Origin of the sequence: Sphingomonas sp. Leaf33, assembly GCF_001421785.1 — a bacterium.
Taxonomy (GTDB): Bacteria; Pseudomonadota; Alphaproteobacteria; order Sphingomonadales; family Sphingomonadaceae; genus Sphingomonas.
In genome coordinates this window covers 243,833-265,191 of the sequence record NZ_LMLB01000001.1, presented here as the reverse complement: position 1 = coordinate 265,191, position 21,359 = coordinate 243,833, and the positions used below count along the sequence as shown (strand labels likewise).

Below are 21,359 nucleotides of genomic sequence, written 5' to 3'. Positions count from 1 at the left end.
CGTGCCGTGCCGCCGACCATGGGCGGCACGGCACGGCACGGCTTCCTCAGCGCGCGATGCCGCCCGCAGCCAGCACCGCCAGCGTCACCAGCTCGCTGGCGGTCGAGGTCATCGGCGCGATCTGCACCGGCTTTTCCATGCCGAGCAGCATCGGGCCGATCACCGCTTCGCCCCCGAGCTCGCGCAGCAGCTTGGCGGCGATGTGCGCCGACTGAAGCCCCGGCATGATCAACACGTTGGCGGGGCCCGACAGCCGCGCGAACGGATAATTCGCCATCTGCTTCGGGTTCAGCGCGACGTCGGGCGGCATCTCGCCTTCATATTCGAAGCCGACATCGCGCCCGTCGAGCACTGATACCGCATCGCGGATGTTGTCGAGGAACGCGCCCTTGGGGTTGCCGAACGTCGAGTAACTGAGGAACGCGACGCGCGGTTCATGCCCCATCCGCCGCGCGACCGCTGCGGTCTGTTCGGCGAAATCGGCGAGCTGTTCCGCGGTCGGGCGTTCGTTGACGGTCGTATCGGCGATGAAGACGGTGTGGCTCTGTCCGACCAGCACATGGACGCCGAACGGCGTGCGCCCCGCCTCGGCATCGATCACGCGCTTCACTTCGCGCATCGACACTGCCCAGGTGCGGGTGATGCCGGTGATCATCGCATCGGCCTCGCCCAGCTGGAGCAGCGCCGAGCCGAAGATATTGCGGTCCTGGTTGATCATCCGCTCAACATCGCGGCGCAGGTATCCGCGGCGTTGCAGGCGGGCGTAGAGGAACTCGACCATCCTTGGCACGAGCGGCGAATTGCGGCTGTTGTGGACCTCGTACACGCTCGGATCCTCGACGCCGAGCGCACGCAGGCGGTCGTGCACGTCGTCGCGCCCGACCAGCACCGGCGTCCCGTATCCGCCTTCGCGGAACGCGATCGCCGCGCGCAGCACGACTTCCTCTTCCCCTTCCGCGAACAGCACCCGCTTCGGATGCGCGCGCGCGCCTTCGTACGCGAGGCTGAGGACCGAAGTGGTCGGGTTGAGCCGGGCGCGCAGCGACTGGCGATACGCTTCCATGTCGGCGATCGGCTTGGTCGCGAGTCCTGCGTCCATCGCCGCCCTGGCGACCGCCATCGACACGACTTCCATCAGCCGCGGGTCGAACGGTGCGGGGATGATGTATTCGGGCCCGAAGACGTGGCGCACACCGTAGGCCGCCGCGACTTCCTCCGGCACGCGGTCGCGCGCCAGTTCGGCGATCGCCTGGGCCGCAGCGATCTTCATCGAATCGTCGATGCCGGTCGCACGCACGTCCAGCGCACCGCGGAAGATGAACGGGAAGCCGAGCACGTTGTTGACCTGGTTCGGATAGTCGGACCGGCCGGTCGCGATGATGCAGTCGGGCCGCGCCGCCTTGGCGAGTTCGGGGCGGATTTCCGGTTCCGGGTTGGCCATCGCGAAGATGATCGGCGACGGCGCCATGTCCTTGACCATCTCGGGCTTCAGCGCGCCGGCGGCCGACAGCCCCAGGAACACGTCGGCGCCGACCAGCGCTTGCGTCAGGGTCTTGGCGTCGGTCGCGGTGGCATGCGCCGACTGCCACTGGTTGATGCCGTCGCGATCGGGGGTGATGACCCCGGTGCGGTCGCACATCAGGACGTTATTGTTGCGCACGCCCATCGCCTTGATCAGTTCTGTACAGGCTATGGCGGCCGCGCCCGCGCCGTTCACGACGACGCGGATGTCGCCGAGCTTGCGGTTGGTCAGCAGGCAGGCGTTGATGAGGCCCGCCGCGACGATGATCGCGGTGCCGTGCTGGTCGTCATGGAATACCGGGATGTTCATCCGCTCGCGCAAGGTCTGCTCGATGATGAAGCATTCCGGCGCCTTGATGTCCTCCAGGTTGATGCCGCCGAAGCTCGGCTCCATCAGTTCGACCGCGTCGATGATGCGATCGACGTCCTCGGTTTTCAGCTCGATATCGATCGCATCGACATCGGCGAAGCGCTTGAAGAGCACCGCCTTGCCCTCCATCACCGGCTTGGAGGCGAGCGCACCCAGATTGCCCATGCCCAGGATCGCGGTGCCGTTGGAGATGACGGCGACCAGATTGCCCTTGGCGGTGTAATCATAAGCAGTCGCGGGATCGTCGGCGATCGCCTGCACCGGCACCGCGACGCCGGGGGAATAGGCGAGACTTAGGTCGCGCTGCGTCGTCAGCGGTTTCGACGCGATGATCTCGATCTTGCCGGGGCGTCCTTCGGAATGGAACCGCAGCGCCTCACGCTCGGAAAACTGGACGCTGGTTTCGGCTTCGTCGGACATGCGGTTCCTCTCCTGGCTCGCGCCCGTCTTACGGCGCGAGGGCGGATAAGGGAACCGGGCTTGCCGTAGGGGGAAGGCGGGGGTTGCCGGTCGCGCGTCGAGAGGAATGGGCGGAAATCCGCACAGAGCGTGTCTGCTAGCCAGTTGGCACGGCGATGGCTATATCCCTCGCCATGAAGCACGATCCTGCCATCGCGCCCGGACCCGACACCGATGCCGCCGAAATCGTGAAGGCGAAGGCAGATCTGGCGGCCGGTATCGGCGTTAGTCATGCCGTCGTCTCGCGGTGGTTGATGACCTGGGGCACCGACGATCGTCGACCTTTCCGAGAATGGCTCGCCGCGCAGGATGGCTGACGTCATCTGGCGGGTTGCCGCACTTGACGATCTGGACGAAGCCATCGCGTACATCGAACGTCACGATCCGGCAGCCGCGGAGCGATATCGCACAAGGCTGATCCTCGCAGGTGAAAACTTGCGCGACTTCCCGCATCGTGGACGCCCTGCTGCCGTTCCGGAACACCGCGAAGTGGCAACCGTCCCACCCTATGTCATTTCGTACACAATTGAAGACGATACGGTCTTCATCCGATCCATCCGCCACGGCCGCCGCCGCCCGTTTGCAGACTGACCCCGCATGACCGCCGCACCCACCCCGATGATGGCGCAATATCTTGCGCTGAAGGCCGAGTCCGAGGATTGCCTGCTGTTCTACCGCATGGGCGATTTCTTCGAGCTGTTCTTCGACGATGCCAAGATCGCCAGCGGCGTGCTCGACATCGCGCTGACCGCGCGCGGCGAGCATGACGGACAGCCGATTCCGATGTGCGGTGTCCCCGTCCACGCCGCGACCGCCTACCTCCAGCGCCTCATCAAGGCCGGCCACCGCGTCGCCATCGCGGAGCAGACCGAGACGCCTGAACAGGCCAAGAAGGCCCGTGGGTCGAAGGCGCTGGTCGGCCGTGCGATCGTGCGCGTCGTCACCGCGGGCACGCTGACCGAGGAAGCGCTGCTCGACGCGCGCAGCGCCAACTGGTGCGCGGCGGTGGGGGAAGCGGCGGGCGGCTTCGCGATCGCCGCGGCGGATATCTCGACCGGTGACTTCGTCGTCATCGAAAGCGACCGCGCCAATCTGTCGGCCGATCTCGCCCGGCTGGGTGCGGCGGAAGTCATCGCGGCGGAAGGATCGGCGGCGCCCGCGACCGGGCACCGGCCCCGCCACGACTTCGACAGCGCGCGCGGCGAGGATCGGCTGAAAACGCTGCACGGCGTCGCGACGCTCGACGGGTTCGGGACGATCGGGCGCGCAGGGCTCGCCGCAGCGGGTGGGCTGGTCGCCTATCTCGACCACACCGCCAAGGGGGCGCTACCCTTCCTGCGCCCGCCGCGGGTCGTCCAGTCGACCGCCACGATGGCGATCGATGCGGCGACGCGCGACAGCCTGGAGATCTGCGCGAGCCAAGGTGGCGGCCGGCAAGGCTCGCTACTCGACGCGGTCGATCGCACGATGACCGGCGCGGGCGCGCGCTTGCTGGGGCAGGACCTGGCCGCGCCGCTGATGGACCGGACGAGCGTCGAGGCACGACTGGCGACGGTCGCGTGGTTCCATGACGATGCGGGCACGCGCGACCGGGTGCGCGGCGCGCTCAGGGCGCTGCCCGATATCGGTCGTGCGCTGGGTCGGATCGCGGCGGGACGCGGCAGCCCGCGCGACCTGGGGCAATTGCGCGACGGGCTCGACGGGGCGTGGCGGCTGGGCGAAAGCCTCGACAAGATTACAGACGCGCCGGATCTTCTTCGACAGCTTGCGCCGGCGCTGCGCGGTCACGGTGCCCTGATCGACCTGCTGCAACGCGCACTGGTGCCGAGCCCGCCGGTCGATGCCGCGCAAGGCGGATACATCGCGGCCGGCTATGACGCCGCACTCGACGATCTGCGCGATGCGGGCGCCGGCGGGCGGCGGGCGATCGCCACGCTGGAGGCGCAGTATCGCGCGTCGACCGGCATCACGGCACTGAAGATTCGCCACAACGGCGTGCTCGGTTACCACATCGAAGTGCCCGCGCGCTCGGCCGATCCGCTGATGACGGAGGGCAGCGGCTTCACCCACCGCCAGACACTGGCCGGCGTCGTCCGCTTCAACGCGCCCGAGCTGCATGACGTCGCGATCCGGGTCAGCCAGGCCGGCGCCCACGCGCTTGCCGCGGAGGCCTCGCATCTCGAAGACCTCACCGCCGCGGCGCTGACCGACCGCGAGGCCATCGCCCGCACCGCCGACGCGCTTGCGCGGATCGACGTCGCCGCCGGGTTGGCGGAACGCGCGAGCGAAGGCGGCTGGACGCGGCCCGTGCTGGTCGATCACGCCTGTTTCGAGGTCGAGGGCGGGCGCCACCCGGTCGTCGAAAGCGCAGTGGCGAAATCGGGCGGCCGCTTCGTCGCCAACGATTGCCGCCTGTCGCCCGATTCGCGCCTGTGGCTCGTCACCGGTCCCAACATGGGCGGCAAATCGACCTTCCTGCGCCAGAACGCGCTGATCGCGGTGCTCGCGCAGGCCGGCAGCTTCGTGCCCGCGACCCGTGCGACATTGGGCCTGGTCGATCGCCTGTTCAGCCGCGTCGGCGCGTCGGACAATCTCGCGCGCGGGCGATCGACGTTCATGGTCGAGATGGTGGAGACGGCCGCGATCCTGGCACAGGCGACACCGCGCAGCTTCGTGATCCTCGACGAGGTCGGCCGGGGCACATCGACCTATGACGGCCTCGCGATCGCCTGGGCGGTGGTCGAGGCGATCCACGAGGATAACCGCTGCCGCTGCCTGTTCGCGACGCATTACCACGAGCTGACGCGGCTGGCCGAACGCTGCGACGCCCTGACCCTCCACCACGTCCGTGCGCGCGAGTGGAAGGGGGACCTGGTGCTGCTGCACGAAGTCGCCGAAGGTCCCGCAGACCGCAGCTACGGCCTGGCCGTCGCGCGCCTTGCCGGCCTGCCGCCGGTCACGATCAAGCGCGCCAAGGCGGTGCTCGACAAGCTGGAGGCGGGCCGTGCCAAAACGGGCGGGATCGCCGCGGGCCTCGACGACCTGCCGCTGTTCGCCGCCGCCGCACAAGCCGAGGAAGAGACGGTCGACGACCTGCGCGCGGAACTCGGCAACCTGGATGTCGATGCGCTGTCCCCGCGCGAGGCGCTCGACGCGCTCTATCGGCTGAAGGGGCTGCTGGCATGACCGACATCGTCTTCTATCTCGCCCGCGCAACGAATGGCGTCATCGGCGTCGACGGCGACCTGCCGTGGCGCATCCCCGCCGACCTGAAGCGCTTCAAGGCGATGACGCTGGGCAAGCCGATGGTCATGGGCCGCAAGACTTTCGTGAGTTTCCCCGCGCCCCTGCCCGGCCGCCGCCACATCGTCCTGACCCGCGACCGAAGCTGGTCAGCCGACGGCGCCGAAGTCGCGCATACGCGGGAGGAAGCGCTGGCGCTTGCCGGTGACGTGCCGGAAGTGGCGGTGATCGGCGGTGCGGAAGTCTTCGCACTGTTTTTGAACGCTGCGACTCGGATCGAACTGACCGAAGTCCATGCGACGCCCACAGGCGATGCGGTGGTGCCACCGTTCGAAGGCTGGCGCGAGGCCGCGCGCGAAGACCATGACGGGTACAGTTTCGTAACGCTGGTCCGCGGTTAGTCCGTCGACCCAGTATCGCAGCGGATACAGCCTAGATCAGCGCCAGCTCGCTCAGCTTGCCGACCAGCGTCGCCGGCATCGCCGCGAGCCCTTCCGCGCCGCCGCCCAGGTCGGCCGGCGCATCGGCGTCCTCCAGATAGCGCCAGCCCTGGTGCGCGCGCTTGCCGCGCGGCTGGACCGGGATCAGTTCGCGACCCAGCCGGATCGCGACGCGTCCGCCCTCCGCTTCGCCGAAGCCGATGATCGGCGAGCGGGCGACCAGCTGGTGCTTGATGATCCAGTACAGCGAGCCCTGCCCGACGATCTCCTCGTGACGCTTAGGCAGGTAGCGCGTCGTCAGCAGCAGGCCGATACCCTCCGCCGCCCGCAATCGTGCGCGTTCCTCCAGCGAAGGGAGGGAATCGTGGCCGAAGGCGACCTTGGTCAGATGGAGCGGCATGGCCGTCCGATGTGGGTCAGCCCCCCAGCCCCCACAAGGCGGCAAGCCCCAGGAAGGTGAAGAAGCCGAGCGAATCGGTGCACGTCGTCACGAACACCGACGACGCGACCGCGGGGTCGACGTCCATCCGGTCGAGCGTCACCGGCACCAGCACGCCGGCCAGCCCCGCGACGATGTTGTTGATGAACAGCGCCAGTCCGAAGACGATCGCCAGACTCGCGTTGCCGAACCACAGATACGCCCCCGCCCCGACCAGCAGGCCTAGTGCGGTGCCGTTGCTGGCGGCGATGCGCAGTTCGCGCAGGATCATGCGCACCGTGTTCGAACTGGTCAGCTGGTTGGTCGCGATCGCGCGAACGACCACGGCCAGCGTCTGCGTGCCGGCATTGCCGCCCATCCCGCTAACGATCCCCATCAGCTGCGCCAGAACGGCGAACTTTGCGATCCGTTCGTCGAACAGGCCGACGATGGTCGCGGCGATCATCGCGGTCGGCAGGTTGATGAGCAGCCACGTCAGGCGCGTGCGCACCGTCAGGCGGATCGGTTCGTTGATGTCGCCGTCGCCCGCACCCGACAGCAGCAGCGCGTCCTCGCCCGCTTCGGCCTGGACGATGTGGACGATGTCGTCGACCGTAATCATGCCGACCAGCCGCCCGCTCAGATCGACCACCGCGGCGGAGATCAGCGCATATTTCTGGAAGCGGAGCGCGACTTCTTCCTGGTCCATGTCGACCGGGATCAGCGTCTGTTCGCGCTTCATGACGTCGGCGATGGCGATGCCCCGCGGCGTGCGCAGCAGCCATGACAGTTGCAGCGTCCCGATCGGCTTGTGCCGCGAATCGACGACGAAGATCTCCCAGAAATCGGTCGTCAGGTCGTCGTTGCGGCGCAGATAGTCGATCGCGTCGCCGATCGTCCAATGTTCGGGCACCGCGATCAGCTCGCGCTGCATCAGGCGACCGGCGGATTCCTCCGGATAGCTCAGCGCCTCCTCGATCGCGGCGCGATCGTCGGGCTCCATCGCGCGCAGCACTTCGCGCTGCTCGTCGGCGTCCAGGTCCTCGATGATCGCGACCGCGTCGTCGGTATCGAGCTCGGCTGCCAGCTCGGCGACTTCCTGCGGCTCCAGCGCGTCGATCAGGTCCTCGCGGACGTAATCGTTCATTTCCGCGAACACGTCGGCGTCGACCAGGTCGTGGAGCGCGTGGGCGAGCTTTGCGCGGGCATCGTGCCCGGTCAGCTCGAACAGGTCGGCGATGTCGGCGGGGTGCAGCGGCTCGACCAGCTCGCGCGCGCGCTCGACGTCGCCGGCATCCACCGCGTCGAGCACGGCGCGAACGAATTCCGGTTTCAGCCGATCGTCCTCGTCCAGCTCGCCGGTATCCTCGGGTGCCGCCTGGGCAAGTTCGGTTTCGCTCATCCCCGCCCTCCCGGCTGTGCTGCGTGCTGACGTTACGGCGCTTAGCCCTGCGCGACGGCACTTGTCAGCGCAAAAACGCCGGTGGCGCCCGACGGCGCGTGATCGCCACGACATTGCCACCCATGGTCGAGACGCCTAGGGGCGGGGCCTGACCTGACTGACTTTAGGAGAATTTCCGTGGCCGACACCCTGACCATGACGCTCGACACGGGCGACGTGACGATCCGTCTGCGCCCCGACCTGGCGCCGGGCCATGTCGAGCGCATCACGACGCTCGCCAACGACGGCTTCTATGACGGCGTCGTCTTCCACCGCGTGATCGACGGCTTCATGGCGCAGGGCGGCGACCCCTCGGGCCGCGGCACCGGCGGGTCGAAGCTGCCCGACCTGAAGGCCGAATTCAGCCGCGAGCCGCACGTCCGTGGCGTCTGCTCGATGGCGCGCACGATGGACCCGAACAGCGCGAATTCGCAGTTCTTCATCTGCCTGGACGACGCGACGTTCCTCGATGGGCAGTACACCGTCTGGGGCGAAGTGATCGACGGCATGGACGCGGTCGACGCGCTGCCGAAGGGCGAGCCGCCGGCAAAGCCGGGGAAGATCGTGACTGCGCGGGTTGCAGGCGAGTAACGCCGTTAATCGCCGGCTCGGCCACCCGCGCCGGCCGGCGTCGCGCGAGCGACGACCGACGGCGTGGCTTTGCCACGCCGCTTTATAGGTTTGAGGGTAGCGACGCGGCAAAGCCGCGTCGTCGGTCGTGCTCCGCACGCCGGCCGGAAACGGTGGCCGCGACGCGGATTAGCGCCGCTAATCCGCTGCCACCGTCTCCACCAACCAGTCGTGAAACAACCGGACCGGCCGCGTCTGGAGCGCGCGCGGGCGGCAGACGAACCAGTAGCTGTAGTCGCTTTCGACGGTGATCCCGAACAGCTGCACCAGCCGGCTGTCGTGCGCGGCCTCGTAATGCGATTCGAGCATGAAGGCGACGCCCAGCCCTTGTGCGGCGGCCTCCAGCATCAGCGACCCCGAATCGAAATAGTCGAACGCCAGCGGCTCCAGCGTCGGATAGCCCGCCGCGGCGCGCCATTCGCTGAACGTCTCGGGCATGTCGCGGTGCAGCAGCACGGTCAGTCCGTTCATCTGGGTCGGGCGCGTGACAGGGCTCGGGCCCTCAAGCAGCGAGCGATGGCCGATCACATAGACGCGGTTGCGGTCGAGGCGTCGGGCATACAGCGTCGGATCGATCTCGCGCGAGATGACGATGGCCGCGTCCAGCCCGTCGCCCAGGCGCGTCGTGCCGTGCCCGCCGGTGTCGACATCCAGATGCAGTTCGGGATGACGTCGCCTCAGTTCGCCCAGCCGCGGCAACAGGCGCTGCGTCGCGAAAAGCGGCAGCACACCCAGGCGCAGGCGCAGCAGTTCGACGCCGCTGGTCATCGCCTCCACCGCGTCCGACATGGTGTCGAGCGCGGGTGCGATACCCTGCAACAGGCGTTCGCCATCCGCATTGAGCTTCAGCGCCTGGTGCCGGCGTTCGAATAGCGGCTTGCCGATGAACCGCTCCAGCGCCTGCACGCGCCGGCTGAGCGCGGGCGACGACAGTGCCAGTTCCTCCGCCGCAGCCTTGATCGATCCCAGGCGCGCGACCTGGACGAATGCTTCGATCGCGGTCAGGGGCGGCAGCCTACGCATGAGACGAATTGTGCATTGCACCAACCCCGTTTGTCAAAGTTGCACGTGTAACCGGTATCACAGTTGCAAAAATTGCAACTCAAACGTTTTCTTTCGCACTTGCACAACGACCTGCTGCGCCGCACATAGGGCAGGCCTTTCAGGCATCCTCTCCTAAAACTTTCCGGCCGGTCCCTGCGGGGGTCGGCCATTTTTTTGCCCGTCGAAGACGCAAGGCCTATCCCTACTTAGCGACAGGGCGATGACGGACCGCGGTCGTGCCCCTCGCACGACCGGAACCGGCTTCCTATCTCACGCGCTTTCCGACGCTAGGCGCGACGACAGGGAGGGGCCGGATGGCCGACGACGAGACACCGACCCGCAAGCTGCAGGTGGCAAACGCCCGTCCCGAGGATTCGGGACGCGGCCTCGCGCACATACCGCGGTCGATGATGGCGGCGCTGGGAATCGCGCAGGGCGACGTGATCGAGATCGTCGGCAAGCGCGTGACGCCTGCTCGGGCGGTACTCCCCTATGCCGAGGACGAGGGTCTGGAGATCCTGCGCATCGACGGCCTGCAACGCGCCAATGCCGGGGTCGGATCAGGGGACTTCGTCGAGGTGCGCCGCGGCGAATCGAAGCCTGCGGCTCGCGTCATCTTCGCACCCGCAGCAAAAAACGTCCGTCTTCAGGGCCATCCCGCCGCTTTAAAGCGCAGTTTTATCGGCCGCCCGCTGTGCGCCGGCGACACCGTGGCGACGGTCGGGCAGCAGCGCGTCGCCGGCGGCGACCTGCCGCCGAACATCGCCCAGATGCTGAATGCGCCCGCCTATGCGCTTCAGGAAATCCGCATGGCGGTGGTGTCGACGGTGCCCAAGGGCATCGTCCACGTCGACGAGAATACCGAGATCGACCTGCGCGCCGATTACGAGGAGCCCAAGGAATCGCGCCGCGCCGACGTGACCTACGACGATCTGGGCGGCATGGCCTCGACCATCGACCAGTTGCGCGAGATGGTCGAGCTGCCGTTGCGGTATCCAGAGCTGTTCCAGCGGCTGGGCGTAGATCCGCCCAAGGGTGTGCTGCTCCACGGGCCGCCCGGCACCGGCAAGACGCGCCTGGCGCGCGCGGTCGCCAACGAATCGGACGCCAACTTCTACCTGATCAACGGTCCCGAGATCATGGGTTCGGCCTATGGCGAGTCAGAGAAGCGCCTGCGCGAAGTGTTCGAGGAAGCGAGCGCCAACGCGCCGTCGATCGTGTTCATCGACGAGATCGATTCGATCGCGCCCAAGCGCGACCGCGTGCAGGGCGAGGCCGAGAAGCGCCTGGTCGCGCAGCTGCTGACCGTCATGGACGGGCTGGAAGCGCGCGCGAACATCGTCATCATCGCCGCGACCAACCGCCCGGAAGCGATCGACGAGGCGTTGCGCCGTCCCGGCCGGTTCGATCGCGAGATCGTCATCGGCGTGCCCGACCAGCGCGGACGCCGCGAGATCCTAGGGATTCACACCCGCGGTATGCCGTTGGGCGAAGGCGTCGACCTGGACGAACTGGCGCGCACCACCCACGGTTTCGTCGGCGCCGACATGGCGGCGCTGGTCCGCGAGGCGGCGATCGAGGCGGTGCGGCGGATCATGCCGCGTCTCAATCTCGAGGATCGCAGCATTCCCGCCGACGTACTCGACACGCTGTCGGTCAGCCGCGACGACTTCATGGAAGCGCTGAAGCGCGTCCAGCCGTCCGCCATGCGCGAAGTGATGGTGCAGGCGCCGACCGTCCGCTGGGGCGACGTCGGCGGCCTGGACGAGGCGCAGGACAAGCTGAAGGAAGGTGTCGAGCTGCCGCTGAAGGATCCGGACGCCTTCCGGCGCCTGGGCATCCGCCCGGCCAAGGGGTTCCTGCTCTACGGCCCGCCCGGCACCGGCAAGACCCTGCTGGCCAAGGCGGTCGCGCGCGAGGCGGAGGCGAATTTCATCGCCGCCAAATCGTCCGACCTGCTGAGCAAATGGTATGGCGAGAGCGAACAGCAGATCGCCCGCCTGTTCGCCCGCGCACGCCAGGTGGCACCGTGCATCGTCTTCATCGACGAACTCGATTCGCTGGTGCCTGCGCGCGGCAGCGGGGCGGGCGAGCCGCAGGTGACCGAACGCGTCGTGAATACCATCCTGGCCGAGATGGACGGGCTGGAGGAGCTGCAATCTGTCGTGCTGATCGGCGCGACCAACCGCCCGAACCTGATCGATCCCGCGCTGTTGCGCCCCGGGCGGTTCGACGAACTGATCTACGTCGGCGTGCCCGATGCCGCGGGGCGCGAGCGAATCCTGCGGATCCAGACCGGCAAGATGCCGCTCGACCCGGATGTCGATCTGGCGCAAGTCGCACGGCGCACGGATCACTTCACCGGTGCGGACCTGGAGGACGTGGTTCGCCGCGCAGGCCTGACCGCGATCCGGCGCTCGCGCTCCGCGATCCATGTCACCATGGCCGATTTCGAGGCTGCGCTTGCCGAATCGCGCGCGTCGGTCACGCCCGAGATGGAAGAGGATTACCGGGCGATGTCGGCGCGGCTGAAGCAGGATGCGGTGGCGATTCAGCCGCTCGGTTTCATAACGCCGGGCTCGCTCAAAGGTCGCGGGCCGAAGGGCGCAGAGTGACGACCGCATAGACGAACAGCACGACAAGCGCGGCCGCTGCCGTCAGATACGGCAGCGGCCGCGACAGTTCGTACAGCCCGACACCGATCGACGGGCCGAGTACGAACGACGCGCCGTTGACCGACGTGATCTTGCCCGCGACCGATCCTTGCGCGTCGGCGCCCACCGCAAGCGACGATCCGGCGGTATAGCCCGGCCGCACGAAGCCGAACCCCATCGCCGCCAGCGCATAGCCGGTCGCGATGCCGTAGAGTGTCGTCGCCATGCCGGTGGCGACGCAGCCGACGCCCGCGACGACCAGCCCGATCGTCACCAGCGCGCGGGGACGCAGATCGAGCAGCGGGATCAGCCCCCATTGCACCAGCAGTGCGGCGCCCGCGCCCATTATCAGCACCAGCCCGGTCGGCTGCAATGCCTCCACCGGCGGCAGGCCCAGCCGGTCGATGACCAGGAAGCCGATCGCCTGGCCGGTCATCGCCTGGGCATGACCCATGACCAGCCCGACGATGACCCACACGCGGATGCGCGGGTCGAAATAGCCGACGCGCTCGCCCGGTGCGGCGGTGGCGGCGGTCACGCTCGCCCCGGTCGGCTGGCCGCCGATCGAGGGATAGGCCGATGCCGCGCCATGCCCGCCCAGGCTGTCGCGCGGCAGGATGCACGCCACCATCGCCAGCATCGCCGCACCGATCAGGACCGCGAAGAAGGCCGGGCCGGCCAGCCCGATCTGCACCCGTCCGACATGGCCGACCACCAGATAAGGCGCGATCGCCGGCCCCAGGATGGTGCCAAGGCCGAAGGCGGAGGCCAGCAGCGCCAGCGCACGCGTTCGTTCTTCGCGCGTGGTGCGCCCCGCGACGATCGCCTGCACCGCCGGCGGCGCGGCGGACCCGAAGATGCCGTACAGCATCCGCCCGACGACGAAGGCCGCAAACGCTGCCGTTCCGCCGATCCACCCGTTAATCCCCGCCATCAGGAAAAACCCGCAGATGCCGAGCGATGCGGTGAAGCCGGCAAGTCCCACCACCACCATCGTTCGCCGGCCGTAGCGGTCCGACCGGTTCGCCCACAACGGCGCGCACACCACCCAGGCGAGCGCGGATACCGAGAATGCCGCCGCCACCGCACTGTCGGCGACCCTCAGCGACCGGCCGAGCGCGGGCAGCACGGACTGCAGCGCGGTATTGCCCGCCGCGATCACCAGCATCACCGCGAACATCAGGCCGAAGGTGCGGTCGAGGCGGGCGGGGCGGATAGGCGTCACGCACGCCAGCTTGGTCGGATGGTCGCGGCTGCGCAACCTTTCCCCGCCCTGCGCGCTTCGCAATCGTACGCATGTGCTTGCAAACTGCCGCCAAACTTGCAACGCACGCTGCCCGACATCTGGTTGCTTACAGGGATTTCCATGAACTCTTCGGCCACGACCGCAGTGCGCGCGCGAAAGCGCCATGCCGGCCGACCTTCCCCATGGGGTATGTTCTTCCGCGGTTTCCTGAAGCATCCGGTGATGGTCGGGTCGGTGATGCCATCGTCGGACCGGCTGATCTCGCGGATGCTCGCCCCCGTCGACTGGGCGAACTGCAAAGTCTTCGTCGAATACGGCCCCGGCGTCGGCACCTTTTGCGGCCCGATCCTCGACCGGCTGGCGCCCGATGCGCAGCTGATCGCGATCGATACCAACCCCGATTTCGTCGACTATCTGCGCGACGGCATCCGCGATTCCCGCTTCTCGGCGGTCCATGGCTCGGCGGCGGATGTCGGACAGATCGTGGCGGACCATGGTGCGGAATCAGCCGATTTCGTGCTGTCGGGCCTGCCCTTCTCGACCCTGCCGCCGGGTGTCGGCGAAACGATCGCCGCGGCGACCCACCGTGTCATCCGTCCTGGTGGCGCCTTTCTGGTCTATCAGTTCAATCCGCGCGTGAAGAACTTCCTTACGCCGCATTTCGAGCGCATCGATCAGGCGATGGAATGGTGGAACGTGCCCCCGGCGCAGCTCTGGTGGGCGTGGAAGGACTGATTTTACGGCAACCACGGCATATATCGCTGCGATCGGGACCGCTGTTCCCGATCACGACATCCACCACGCCTTCATCGACTGGGCCGCACGGCGGCTGACCGATCCGCGCACGAGCGCTGTGTTCGCCCGCATGGCGACCCGCTCGGGCATCACGCACCGCTGGTCCGTCCTGCCGCCGACGCTCACCGGCGGATCGCCGGTCGCCGACGACGGGTTCTATGCCGACGCCGTCCTTCCCGGTACCGCCGCGCGCATGGCGATCTATGCCGAAGCGGCCCCTGCGCTGGCTCTCCGCGCCATTGCCGACCTGTCCACGCGCGCCGACCTGAGCGGGATCACCCACTTGGTCGTCGCCAGCTGCACCGGGTTCGTGGCACCCGGCATCGATCAGCGGATCGCGGTCGCCCTGGGCCTCGACGCCTCGGTCGAACGGTTGCTGGTCGGGTTCATGGGGTGTTATGCCGCGATCACCGCGCTGCGCAGCGCCCGGCACATCGTCCGGTCAGACCCCGCCGCACGCGTGCTGGTCGTCACGGTCGAGCTGTCGACGCTGCACCTGCAAGCCGTCGACGAAGTCGAGCCGCTGCTGGCGATGCTCCAGTTCGGTGACGGCGCCGCCGCCGCGCTGGTCACCGCGGATGCCGCGGGGCTCGCGATCGACACGCCGTTTGCGACCACGCTGCCGGACTCGGACGCGCTCATTCGCTGGGACATCACCGACCGCGGTTTTGCGATGCATCTGTCGGGCGAAGTCCCCGCGCGGATCGCAGCGGGGCTGGCCGATCCCGGCTTCGCGAGCGCCGCGACCGGCGGACGCGACCCGCGAACGATCGATGCCTGGGCCATTCATGCCGGCGGCCGATCGATCCTGGATGCAGTGGCAAACGCCTTCGCCCTGCCTGATGCGGCACTGGCCGACTCGCGCGCGGTGCTGCGCGATTTCGGGAATATGTCGTCGGCGACGCTCATGTTCGTGCTCGCCCGGATGATCGACCGCCCGATGGCGCGCGGCGTGGCACTCGCCTTCGGCCCCGGCCTCGTCGCCGAAGGCTTCGGGTTCCACAGCGCATGACGCTGGCGGTTCGGGCGCAGGCCGAAGAGCTGATGGACGCGCCCGACCTGCCGGTCGCCGATTATACCGCGGTGCTGGCCGACCTGGCGCAGGTCAACACGGTAACGCTGGCAGCCCGGCCGACGCTCGCCTTCCTTGATGCGATGTCGCGCGGCGCGACTTCCATGAAGATCCTCGACGTCGGGTTCGGCGACGGCGACATGCTCCGCCGCATCGCGCGCTGGGCGGCCAGGCGCGGTATCGCGGTCGAGCTGGTCGGGATCGACCTCAACCCGTCGAGCGTGCCCGCGGCGCAGGCGCATACACCGGCCGGTTCGACCATCGACTATCGCACCGGCGACTATGCCGATCTGGCCGGCGAAGGCTGGGACGTCGTCCTCTCCAGCCTGGTCGCGCATCACATGACCCGCGACCAGCTCGTCGCCTTCCTGCGGTTCATGGACAGCGAGGCGCGGCGCGGGTGGCTGGTCAACGACCTGCACCGCCATGCGTTCGCCTATGCCGCCTGGCCGTGGCTGGCACGGCTCTTCCGCTGGCACCGCATCGTCCGCCACGATGGTCATCTGTCGATCGCGCGCAGCTATCGCCCGGGCGAGTGGGTGCCGATCCTGGCCGAGGCCGGTATCACGCACGCCCGCGTCCATCGCGTTTTCCCGTTCCGGCTATGCGTCGACCGCCGGCGCTGATCCTGGGCGGTGGCCCGGCGGGGGCGGCCGCCGCGATCGCACTGGCGACGCACGGTATCCGCGCGACCATTCTCGACCGCGCGCGCGACGTGCCCGACGCATTGTGCGGCGGATTCCTGAGCTGGCAGACGCTGGCCGCGGTCGATCGGCTGGGGATCGCGCCCGACGCTCTCAACCCGAACACGATCACGCGCGTCCGTCTGTGCGTGGGGACGCGCACGGCCGAAGCCCCCCTCCCCGCCCCGGCCCGTGCCGTCTCGCGCGCGCGGCTCGACACGCTGCTGCTCGCCCGCGCCGCTGCGCTGGGCGTCGGGATCGAGCGCGGCGTGACCATCCGTGCGCTCGAGGGCCGCACCGCGCGGCTGGGCGACGGCGCCAGCGTCACCGGCGATGCAGTCCTGCTCGCGACCGGCAAGCACGACCTGCGCGGCAGCACGCGCGATGCCGTGGCCGATCCCGACCCGATCCTCGGCATACGCGTTCGCCTGCCCGCATCGCCCGCTATCGGCGATGCGATCGAGCTCCATCTGTTCGACGGCGGCTATGCGGGGCTTGCCGTGCAGGAGGACGGCAGCGCCAATTTCTGCATGGCGGTCGCCCGGTCGCGATTGCAGGCCGCGGGCGATCCGGCCGCGCTGCTGCGCGCGATCGCCGACGAAAGTCCGTTGGTGGCCGATCGTCTGGCCACGCTCGACCCCGCCGCACCGATCGATGCCATCGCCAACGTGCCCTATGGCTGGCGCACCGCGACGACGATCGACGATGTGTACCGACTGGGCGACCAGGCCGCGGTCATCCCGTCGCTGGCCGGCGAAGGCATCGGCATCGCGCTGGCAAGCGGGGTCATGGCGGCGCAGGCGATTGCGGCAGGGACATCGGCGGCCGACTATCAGCACGGCTTCGCCCGCCGCGCGGCACGCCCGCTCGCCGCTGCCGGACTGATCCGCGCCGCCGCCGACCACCGGCTGGGCACCCGCCTGTTGCTGGCGGGCGTGCCCATCCCCGGCCTCGCCCGCCTGGCGGCACGACTTACGCGGATCACGCACCCGGGGCATTGACGAGTCCGCCCCCGCTCCACACATCGGCCGTCATGGAACATGTGACCCTGTCCGACGCCGAATGGCGCCAGAAGCTGACCCCCGAACAATATCACGTCCTGCGCGAAGCGGGCACGGAGCGTGCGTTCGCCGGCAAGTACGACATCAACAAGGCGGACGGCGTCTATGTCTGCGCCGGCTGCGGCACTGCGCTGTTCGACAGCGACGACAAATATGACTCCGGGTCGGGCTGGCCCAGCTTCACCCAGCCGGCGTCCCCGGACGCGATCAGCGAGCACAGTGATGTCAGCCACGGGATGCGCCGGGTCGAGGTCCGCTGCGCCGCCTGCGACGGGCATCAGGGCCATGTCTTCCCCGACGGCCCGCCGCCGACGGGCCTTCGCTATTGCATCAATTCGGTCGCGCTCGATTTTCATCCGCGCGGCGACTGATCGCCGCACGGCGGGGACGCTTGTTCAGGGTTCGCTAAGCGCGTAATCGCTTGAGCCATAAACCGATGGCTCAACGTCCCCGCACCCGCACCGCCGCCAAACAGCCCCCCCGCTGGCGCCGTATCCTCAAGTGGACGGTCGCCATCGGCCTGACGACGGCGGTGTTGGCGATTATCGCGCTGGTCATCGCGGTCTACACCGCGCGCGGGTCGCTGCCGAGCTTCGATACGCTGAAGTCGTCGCCCAACGGGCAGATGATCCGAGTTCATGCCGCCGACGGCACGGTTATCGTGTCGCTCGGGCCGAGCTATGGCGAGTGGATTCCCTATTCGCAGATCCCCGAACCGATGCGCGATGCCATGGTCGCGGTCGAGGATCGGCGGTTCTACAGCCACGTCGGCATCGATCCCGTCGGCATCGCGCGCGGCGTCCAGGTCAGCTTCGAACGCGACAAACGGGTTGCGGGCGTCTCGACCATTACCCAGCAGCTGGCGCGCAACGTGTTCCTGACGTCCAACCGCTCCTACGGCCGCAAGGTGCGCGAGGGCATTCTGGCGCTGGCGCTGGAGCGAAAGTTTACCAAGGACCAGATCCTCGAGCTGTACCTGAACAAGGCGTATTTCGGCGGCGGCGCGTACGGGATCGACGCCGCCAGCCGAAAGTTCTTCGGCCATCCCGCGACCAGCCTGACGCTCCCCGAATCCGCGATCATCGCCGGCTTGGTGAAGGCGCCGAGCAACTATTCGCCGACTGCGGACGCCTCCGCCGCGGTCGATCGCGGGCGCGTGGTGCTGCGCCTGATGCAGCGCCAGGGCGTCCCTGGCGCGGCAGACGTGACATCCGACGACATCAAGGCGGTCAAGCTGGCGCCCGAGCCGATGCAGAATTCGGTGCGCTATTTCACCGACTGGGCGCTGCCGCAGCTGGAGATGCTGATCGACGAGACGGTCGAGCCGCTGGAGGTGTGGACGACGCTCGACCTGTCGATGCAGCGCGCCGCCGACGCCGCGATCCGCGCCAACACGCCCGGCGGCGCGCAGGGTGCGCTCGTCGCGCTCGACCGCGGTGGCGAAGTCCGCGCGATGGTCGGCGGCAAGGATTATGTCGCCTCGATCTACAACCGTGCGACCCAGGCGACGCGCCAGCCCGGTTCTGCGTTCAAGCTGTTCGTCTACCTCGCCGCGCTGGAGGCGGGGCGGAAGCCCGACGACCAGGTCGTCGACGAACCCGTCACGATCGAGGGGTGGAGTCCGCGCAATTCCTCGCGCCGCTTTTCCGGCACGATCGACCTGCGCACCGCCTTTGCCTATTCGATCAACACGATCGCGGCAAAGCTGGGTCTGGAGGTCGGTTTCGGCACCGTCGCCGACATGGCGCGCCGCTTCGGCATCACCACGCCGATCAACACGCAGCCGTCGATGGTGCTGGGAACCAGCGATGTCCGCCTGATCGACATGACCCGCGCCTTTGCCAGCATTTCGCAAAAGGGGGTGGCGGTGACGCCCTACGGCATCACCCGCGTGACCGCGAACAACCAGGTCATCTACCAGCATCAGGTCGATACCAGCCGCGTGCTCGTCTCTCCGCAGGTCGCCGCGCAGATGACCGACCTGCTCCAGACCGCGGTCAACACCGGCACCGCGCGCGCCGCGCAGATCGGCCGGCCGGTCGCGGGCAAGACCGGCACGACCACGTCGAACAAGGACGGCTGGTTCCTGGGCTTCTCCAGCGGGCTGACCACCGGCGTATGGATGGGCCGCGACGACGCGAAGACGATCCCCGGCCTGCAAGGCGGGACCGCCCCCGCCCGCGCATTCGCCGGCTTCATGCGCCAGGCGGTCGCCAATCGCCCGGTCGAACAGTTTGATACGCAGGTCACCCTGCCCGACTGGCAGCTCGAACCGGATGACGAGGCCTATTACGGCAATGCCGATGCCGGCGCCTTCGTCGATGCCGACGGCAACCCGGTCCCGCCCGAGGCGACCGGCGAACAGCAACCGCCAGGCGACGACGACGTACCGCCGCCGCCGAACACCGGCGACCCCGATGCCGAACAGCAGCGGCTCGACCAGGACTGGCTCGATCGCGTCACCGGTCGCACGCCGCCGCGCGATGCCCGCGACCTGCCGCCGCAGCGCCGGGGCGATGCTCCACGTGAAGCGGCGGCCCCAGTCCAGCGCGATCAGGAACCGGTGCGACCGAACCAGTGAAGCCGGGCGCCGTTGGTCTTCAGCCATCGGCGTTCGGGCGTTGGGTCGCGCCCGTACAATTCGGCGACGAGCGCGTGGAAGGCCGGCGAATGGTTCATATGCACACGGTGCGCGACCTCATGCGCGACGGTCGCGCGCCGCACGGCCGCGGGCGCCAGGATCAGCCGCCAGCTATAGCGGATCGCACCCGATGACGCGCAACTGCCCCACCGCGACCGCGTATCGCCGACCCCGACCGCGCTGACGGTGACGCCGGCCCGAGCGGCATACTCGGCGGTTTCGATCGACAGCACCCGCAGCGCCTCACGCCGCAACCAGCGCAGCACGCGGCCCTCGAACCCGTCGCGCGGGCCGCCGACCATCAGCCGCGCGTCGGCCAACCGAGGGGTCCGCGGGGCCGTTTCGTCCCATACCAGCGTGACATCGTCACTGCCGATCGGAATGACCGCGCCGGGCTCGAACGGCTGTCCCTGGGGCAGCTTCGCCTGCTGCTGTGCGATCCAGCCGCGATGTTCCTCGACCCATGCCAGACCGACCGCCAGTTTCGCGCGGGTCGGCAGCACCAGTCGCACGCGGCCGCTCGCCGGGTCGAACGCCAGTTTCATCCGTCGTGCGCGCGGGTGGCGGACGACCTCGACGTCGGCGGCGCTCACAACTCCCGCTCGACCAGGTGATGTTCGAAATCGCCGGCGTCATCCTCGCTTATCGTCCAGCCGCGCGTGGATTCGCCTGCGACATGCACCGCCTCGCGGTCCCCGCAGACCAGGTAATGCCAGTCGGGCAGCGGGCGCCCCTCCCCGCGCAGCCGGTACGCGCAGGTCGTCGGCAGCCAGTCGAGTTCGTCGACCAGCCGCGGGGTCAGCCGGACGCATTCGGCGACATAGGCGTGGCGATGCTTGTAGTCCGAACACATGCCCATCCGCCGATCGAGCAGGCGACAGGCGACGTTGGTCGGCATAAGCTCGCCCGTGTCCTCATCCTCCAGCTTGTGCAGGCAGCATTTACCGCACCCGTCGCACAGCGCTTCCCACTGCGCGCGGTCGAGTTTCGCGAGCGGCGTCGTCTCCCAGAAACGGTCGTCGCTCACCGGACCCAGCGTTGCAGTTCGTCGGCGACCTTGTCCGCCCCGCCCTCGACCGGCAGCAGCGCGATCGGCTGGCCGTCCCTGCCCATCAGATACGCCTGCCGGCTGTGGTCCATCATATAGCCGCCGCCGGGCGACACCTTCCCCTTCTGGTAGAAGATGCCGTAGGCACGTGCGACATCGGCGATCTGCTGCGGCATGCCGGTCAACCCGACCATCCGCGGGTGGAAATTGGCGACGAACGCCTTCACCACCGGCGGCGTGTCGCGCGCGGGATCGACCGTCACGAAGATCGGCACGACGTCCCGCGCCCTGGCCGCATCGCGCGCCTCGAACGCCTTCAACCCCGCGCCGATCGTCTGCACATCGACGGGGCACACGTCGGGACAGAAGGTATAGCCGAAATAGACGATGCGATATTTGCCGGCGAAGTCACGGTCGGTGACCGTCTTGCGGTCCCCGTTCGTCAGCGTGAACGGACCGCCGATCCGCGCGCCGGCCAGCGGCGGTGCGGCGGGGGTATCGGTCGGCTGGGCGTTGCAGGCGGTCAGCGCGAGAGCGAGGGCGAGCGCCCGGATCGGCAAGCTGTTCATGGTATCGCCAGCCATGATCTGATA

Annotated in this window: 19 protein-coding genes and 1 pseudogene; 12 read left to right on the top strand and 8 right to left on the bottom strand. The window is 68.5% G+C overall.

Annotated elements, in window-relative coordinates; translation table 11 throughout:
* Window positions 1-46: 46 nt before the first annotated feature.
* Window positions 47-2,311, bottom strand: coding sequence for an NADP-dependent malic enzyme (locus tag ASE86_RS01350; protein ID WP_056421721.1), 2,265 nt, complete (start codon window positions 2,309-2,311; stop codon window positions 47-49).
* Between the two features lie 173 nt (window positions 2,312-2,484).
* On the opposite strand from ASE86_RS01350, the gene ASE86_RS01345 reads away from it, so the two are divergent.
* From ASE86_RS01345 to ASE86_RS01330, 4 genes are read left to right on the top strand one after another with little or no spacing between them, the layout of a single operon-like run.
* Complete coding sequence (locus tag ASE86_RS01345) at window positions 2,485-2,667, top strand: hypothetical protein (protein WP_056421720.1); 183 nt, start codon at window positions 2,485-2,487, stop codon at window positions 2,665-2,667.
* Window positions 2,660-2,941 (top strand): type II toxin-antitoxin system RelE/ParE family toxin, encoded by a 282-nt coding sequence (locus ASE86_RS01340; protein ID WP_056421719.1) that lies wholly within the window; start codon window positions 2,660-2,662, stop codon window positions 2,939-2,941. Before ASE86_RS01345 ends, ASE86_RS01340 begins: the two co-directional genes overlap by 8 nt.
* Window positions 2,942-2,968: 27 nt before the next feature.
* Window positions 2,969-5,536 (top strand): DNA mismatch repair protein MutS, encoded by a 2,568-nt coding sequence (gene mutS / locus ASE86_RS01335; protein WP_056426419.1) that lies wholly within the window; start codon window positions 2,969-2,971, stop codon window positions 5,534-5,536.
* Window positions 5,533-5,994 (top strand): dihydrofolate reductase, encoded by a 462-nt coding sequence (locus tag ASE86_RS01330; RefSeq protein WP_056421718.1) that lies wholly within the window; start codon window positions 5,533-5,535, stop codon window positions 5,992-5,994. The genes mutS and ASE86_RS01330 overlap by 4 nt, the downstream gene beginning before the upstream one ends.
* Window positions 5,995-6,025: 31 nt before the next feature.
* Here ASE86_RS01330 and ASE86_RS01325 read toward each other — a convergent pair whose 3' ends face one another.
* Together ASE86_RS01325 and mgtE are read right to left on the bottom strand one after the other, a co-directional pair.
* Window positions 6,026-6,433, bottom strand: coding sequence for a DUF1489 family protein (locus ASE86_RS01325; protein ID WP_056421717.1), 408 nt, complete (start codon window positions 6,431-6,433; stop codon window positions 6,026-6,028).
* 16 nt (window positions 6,434-6,449) lie between these two features.
* Window positions 6,450-7,853 carry a magnesium transporter gene (gene mgtE, locus ASE86_RS01320; protein WP_056421716.1) on the bottom strand — a complete coding sequence of 468 codons (1,404 nt, stop codon included), beginning with the start codon at window positions 7,851-7,853 and terminating at the stop codon, window positions 6,450-6,452.
* A 195-nt stretch (window positions 7,854-8,048) separates the two neighbouring features.
* Between mgtE and ASE86_RS01315 the strand changes: the two genes are divergently transcribed.
* Window positions 8,049-8,483 carry a peptidylprolyl isomerase gene (locus tag ASE86_RS01315; RefSeq protein WP_082441813.1) on the top strand — a complete coding sequence of 145 codons (435 nt, stop codon included), beginning with the start codon at window positions 8,049-8,051 and terminating at the stop codon, window positions 8,481-8,483.
* A 177-nt stretch (window positions 8,484-8,660) separates the two neighbouring features.
* Here the strand turns inward: ASE86_RS01315 and ASE86_RS01310 are convergent, their stop codons facing one another.
* Window positions 8,661-9,545: a LysR substrate-binding domain-containing protein gene (locus ASE86_RS01310; RefSeq protein ID WP_056421714.1), complete on the bottom strand. Its 885-nt coding sequence runs from the start codon at window positions 9,543-9,545 to the stop codon at window positions 8,661-8,663.
* Between the two features lie 335 nt (window positions 9,546-9,880).
* On the opposite strand from ASE86_RS01310, the gene ASE86_RS01305 reads away from it, so the two are divergent.
* On the top strand, window positions 9,881-12,181 hold the full coding sequence (locus tag ASE86_RS01305; protein WP_056421713.1) for a CDC48 family AAA ATPase: 2,301 nt from the start codon (window positions 9,881-9,883) through the stop codon (window positions 12,179-12,181).
* Here the strand turns inward: ASE86_RS01305 and ASE86_RS01300 are convergent.
* On the bottom strand, window positions 12,150-13,400 hold the full coding sequence (locus ASE86_RS01300; RefSeq protein WP_056426417.1) for an MFS transporter: 1,251 nt from the start codon (window positions 13,398-13,400) through the stop codon (window positions 12,150-12,152). The two genes, ASE86_RS01305 and ASE86_RS01300, sit on opposite strands and share 32 nt — an antisense overlap.
* 186 nt (window positions 13,401-13,586) lie before the next feature.
* Here ASE86_RS01300 and ASE86_RS01295 point away from each other — a divergent pair, with 186 nt between their 5' ends.
* The 6 genes and pseudogenes from ASE86_RS01295 to ASE86_RS01270 all read left to right on the top strand — a co-directional run bounded on the left by ASE86_RS01295 (window position 13,587) and on the right by ASE86_RS01270 (window position 19,658).
* The gene (locus ASE86_RS01295) at window positions 13,587-14,201 is read left to right on the top strand and encodes a class I SAM-dependent methyltransferase (protein ID WP_056421712.1); all 615 of its coding nucleotides are present in this window, start codon (window positions 13,587-13,589) and stop codon (window positions 14,199-14,201) included.
* Between the two features lie 16 nt (window positions 14,202-14,217).
* Window positions 14,218-15,273 (top strand): annotated as a pseudogene (locus ASE86_RS01290) (type III polyketide synthase); the annotation flags it as partial.
* Window positions 15,270-15,959, top strand: coding sequence for a methyltransferase domain-containing protein (locus tag ASE86_RS01285; protein ID WP_056421710.1), 690 nt, complete (start codon window positions 15,270-15,272; stop codon window positions 15,957-15,959). The pseudogene ASE86_RS01290 and the gene ASE86_RS01285, both read left to right, overlap by 4 nt.
* Window positions 15,938-17,017, top strand: coding sequence for an NAD(P)/FAD-dependent oxidoreductase (locus ASE86_RS01280; protein WP_056421709.1), 1,080 nt, complete (start codon window positions 15,938-15,940; stop codon window positions 17,015-17,017). Before ASE86_RS01285 ends, ASE86_RS01280 begins: the two co-directional genes overlap by 22 nt.
* Window positions 17,018-17,049: 32 nt before the next feature.
* The gene (gene msrB / locus ASE86_RS01275; RefSeq protein WP_056421708.1) at window positions 17,050-17,448 is read left to right on the top strand and encodes a peptide-methionine (R)-S-oxide reductase MsrB; all 399 of its coding nucleotides are present in this window, start codon (window positions 17,050-17,052) and stop codon (window positions 17,446-17,448) included.
* Window positions 17,449-17,513: 65 nt separating this feature from the next.
* Entirely contained in the window at window positions 17,514-19,658 is a 2,145-nt protein-coding gene (locus ASE86_RS01270) for a transglycosylase domain-containing protein (RefSeq protein WP_056421707.1), read from the top strand.
* On the opposite strand, the gene ASE86_RS01265 is transcribed toward ASE86_RS01270, so the two are convergent.
* Genes ASE86_RS01265 through ASE86_RS01255 form a run of 3 tightly spaced genes read right to left on the bottom strand, consistent with a single transcriptional unit; the run spans window position 19,631 to window position 21,350 of the window.
* Complete coding sequence (locus ASE86_RS01265) at window positions 19,631-20,263, bottom strand: M48 family metallopeptidase (RefSeq protein WP_056426414.1); 633 nt, start codon at window positions 20,261-20,263, stop codon at window positions 19,631-19,633. The genes ASE86_RS01270 and ASE86_RS01265 overlap by 28 nt on opposite strands.
* A gap of 44 nt (window positions 20,264-20,307) precedes the next feature.
* Window positions 20,308-20,754, bottom strand: coding sequence for a YcgN family cysteine cluster protein (locus tag ASE86_RS01260; protein ID WP_056426410.1), 447 nt, complete (start codon window positions 20,752-20,754; stop codon window positions 20,308-20,310).
* Complete coding sequence (locus tag ASE86_RS01255) at window positions 20,742-21,350, bottom strand: SCO family protein (protein ID WP_235523951.1); 609 nt, start codon at window positions 21,348-21,350, stop codon at window positions 20,742-20,744. The genes ASE86_RS01260 and ASE86_RS01255 overlap by 13 nt, the downstream gene beginning before the upstream one ends.
* Window positions 21,351-21,359: the final 9 nt, after the last annotated feature.

What these genes read in the sequence shown, in the direction of transcription:
- ASE86_RS01300 (WP_056426417.1), bottom strand. Translation starts at nt 13,400, where the DNA reads ATGTTCGCGGTGATGCTGGTGATCGCGGCGGGCAATACCGCGCTGCAG.
- ASE86_RS01270 (WP_056421707.1), top strand. Translation starts at nt 17,514, where the DNA reads ATGGCTCAACGTCCCCGCACCCGCACCGCCGCCAAACAGCCCCCCCGC.
- ASE86_RS01280 (WP_056421709.1), top strand. Translation starts at nt 15,938, where the DNA reads ATGCGTCGACCGCCGGCGCTGATCCTGGGCGGTGGCCCGGCGGGGGCG.
- mutS (WP_056426419.1), top strand. Translation starts at nt 2,969, where the DNA reads ATGATGGCGCAATATCTTGCGCTGAAGGCCGAGTCCGAGGATTGCCTG.
- ASE86_RS01265 (WP_056426414.1), bottom strand. Translation starts at nt 20,263, where the DNA reads ATGAAACTGGCGTTCGACCCGGCGAGCGGCCGCGTGCGACTGGTGCTG.
- ASE86_RS01345 (WP_056421720.1), top strand. Translation starts at nt 2,485, where the DNA reads ATGAAGCACGATCCTGCCATCGCGCCCGGACCCGACACCGATGCCGCC.
- mgtE (WP_056421716.1), bottom strand. Translation starts at nt 7,853, where the DNA reads ATGAGCGAAACCGAACTTGCCCAGGCGGCACCCGAGGATACCGGCGAG.
- ASE86_RS01310 (WP_056421714.1), bottom strand. Translation starts at nt 9,545, where the DNA reads ATGCGTAGGCTGCCGCCCCTGACCGCGATCGAAGCATTCGTCCAGGTC.
- ASE86_RS01340 (WP_056421719.1), top strand. Translation starts at nt 2,660, where the DNA reads ATGGCTGACGTCATCTGGCGGGTTGCCGCACTTGACGATCTGGACGAA.
- ASE86_RS01325 (WP_056421717.1), bottom strand. Translation starts at nt 6,433, where the DNA reads ATGCCGCTCCATCTGACCAAGGTCGCCTTCGGCCACGATTCCCTCCCT.
- ASE86_RS01305 (WP_056421713.1), top strand. Translation starts at nt 9,881, where the DNA reads ATGGCCGACGACGAGACACCGACCCGCAAGCTGCAGGTGGCAAACGCC.
- ASE86_RS01285 (WP_056421710.1), top strand. Translation starts at nt 15,270, where the DNA reads ATGACGCTGGCGGTTCGGGCGCAGGCCGAAGAGCTGATGGACGCGCCC.
- msrB (WP_056421708.1), top strand. Translation starts at nt 17,050, where the DNA reads ATGGAACATGTGACCCTGTCCGACGCCGAATGGCGCCAGAAGCTGACC.
- ASE86_RS01350 (WP_056421721.1), bottom strand. Translation starts at nt 2,311, where the DNA reads ATGTCCGACGAAGCCGAAACCAGCGTCCAGTTTTCCGAGCGTGAGGCG.
- ASE86_RS01295 (WP_056421712.1), top strand. Translation starts at nt 13,587, where the DNA reads ATGAACTCTTCGGCCACGACCGCAGTGCGCGCGCGAAAGCGCCATGCC.
- ASE86_RS01255 (WP_235523951.1), bottom strand. Translation starts at nt 21,350, where the DNA reads ATGGCTGGCGATACCATGAACAGCTTGCCGATCCGGGCGCTCGCCCTC.
- ASE86_RS01330 (WP_056421718.1), top strand. Translation starts at nt 5,533, where the DNA reads ATGACCGACATCGTCTTCTATCTCGCCCGCGCAACGAATGGCGTCATC.
- ASE86_RS01315 (WP_082441813.1), top strand. Translation starts at nt 8,049, where the DNA reads ATGACGCTCGACACGGGCGACGTGACGATCCGTCTGCGCCCCGACCTG.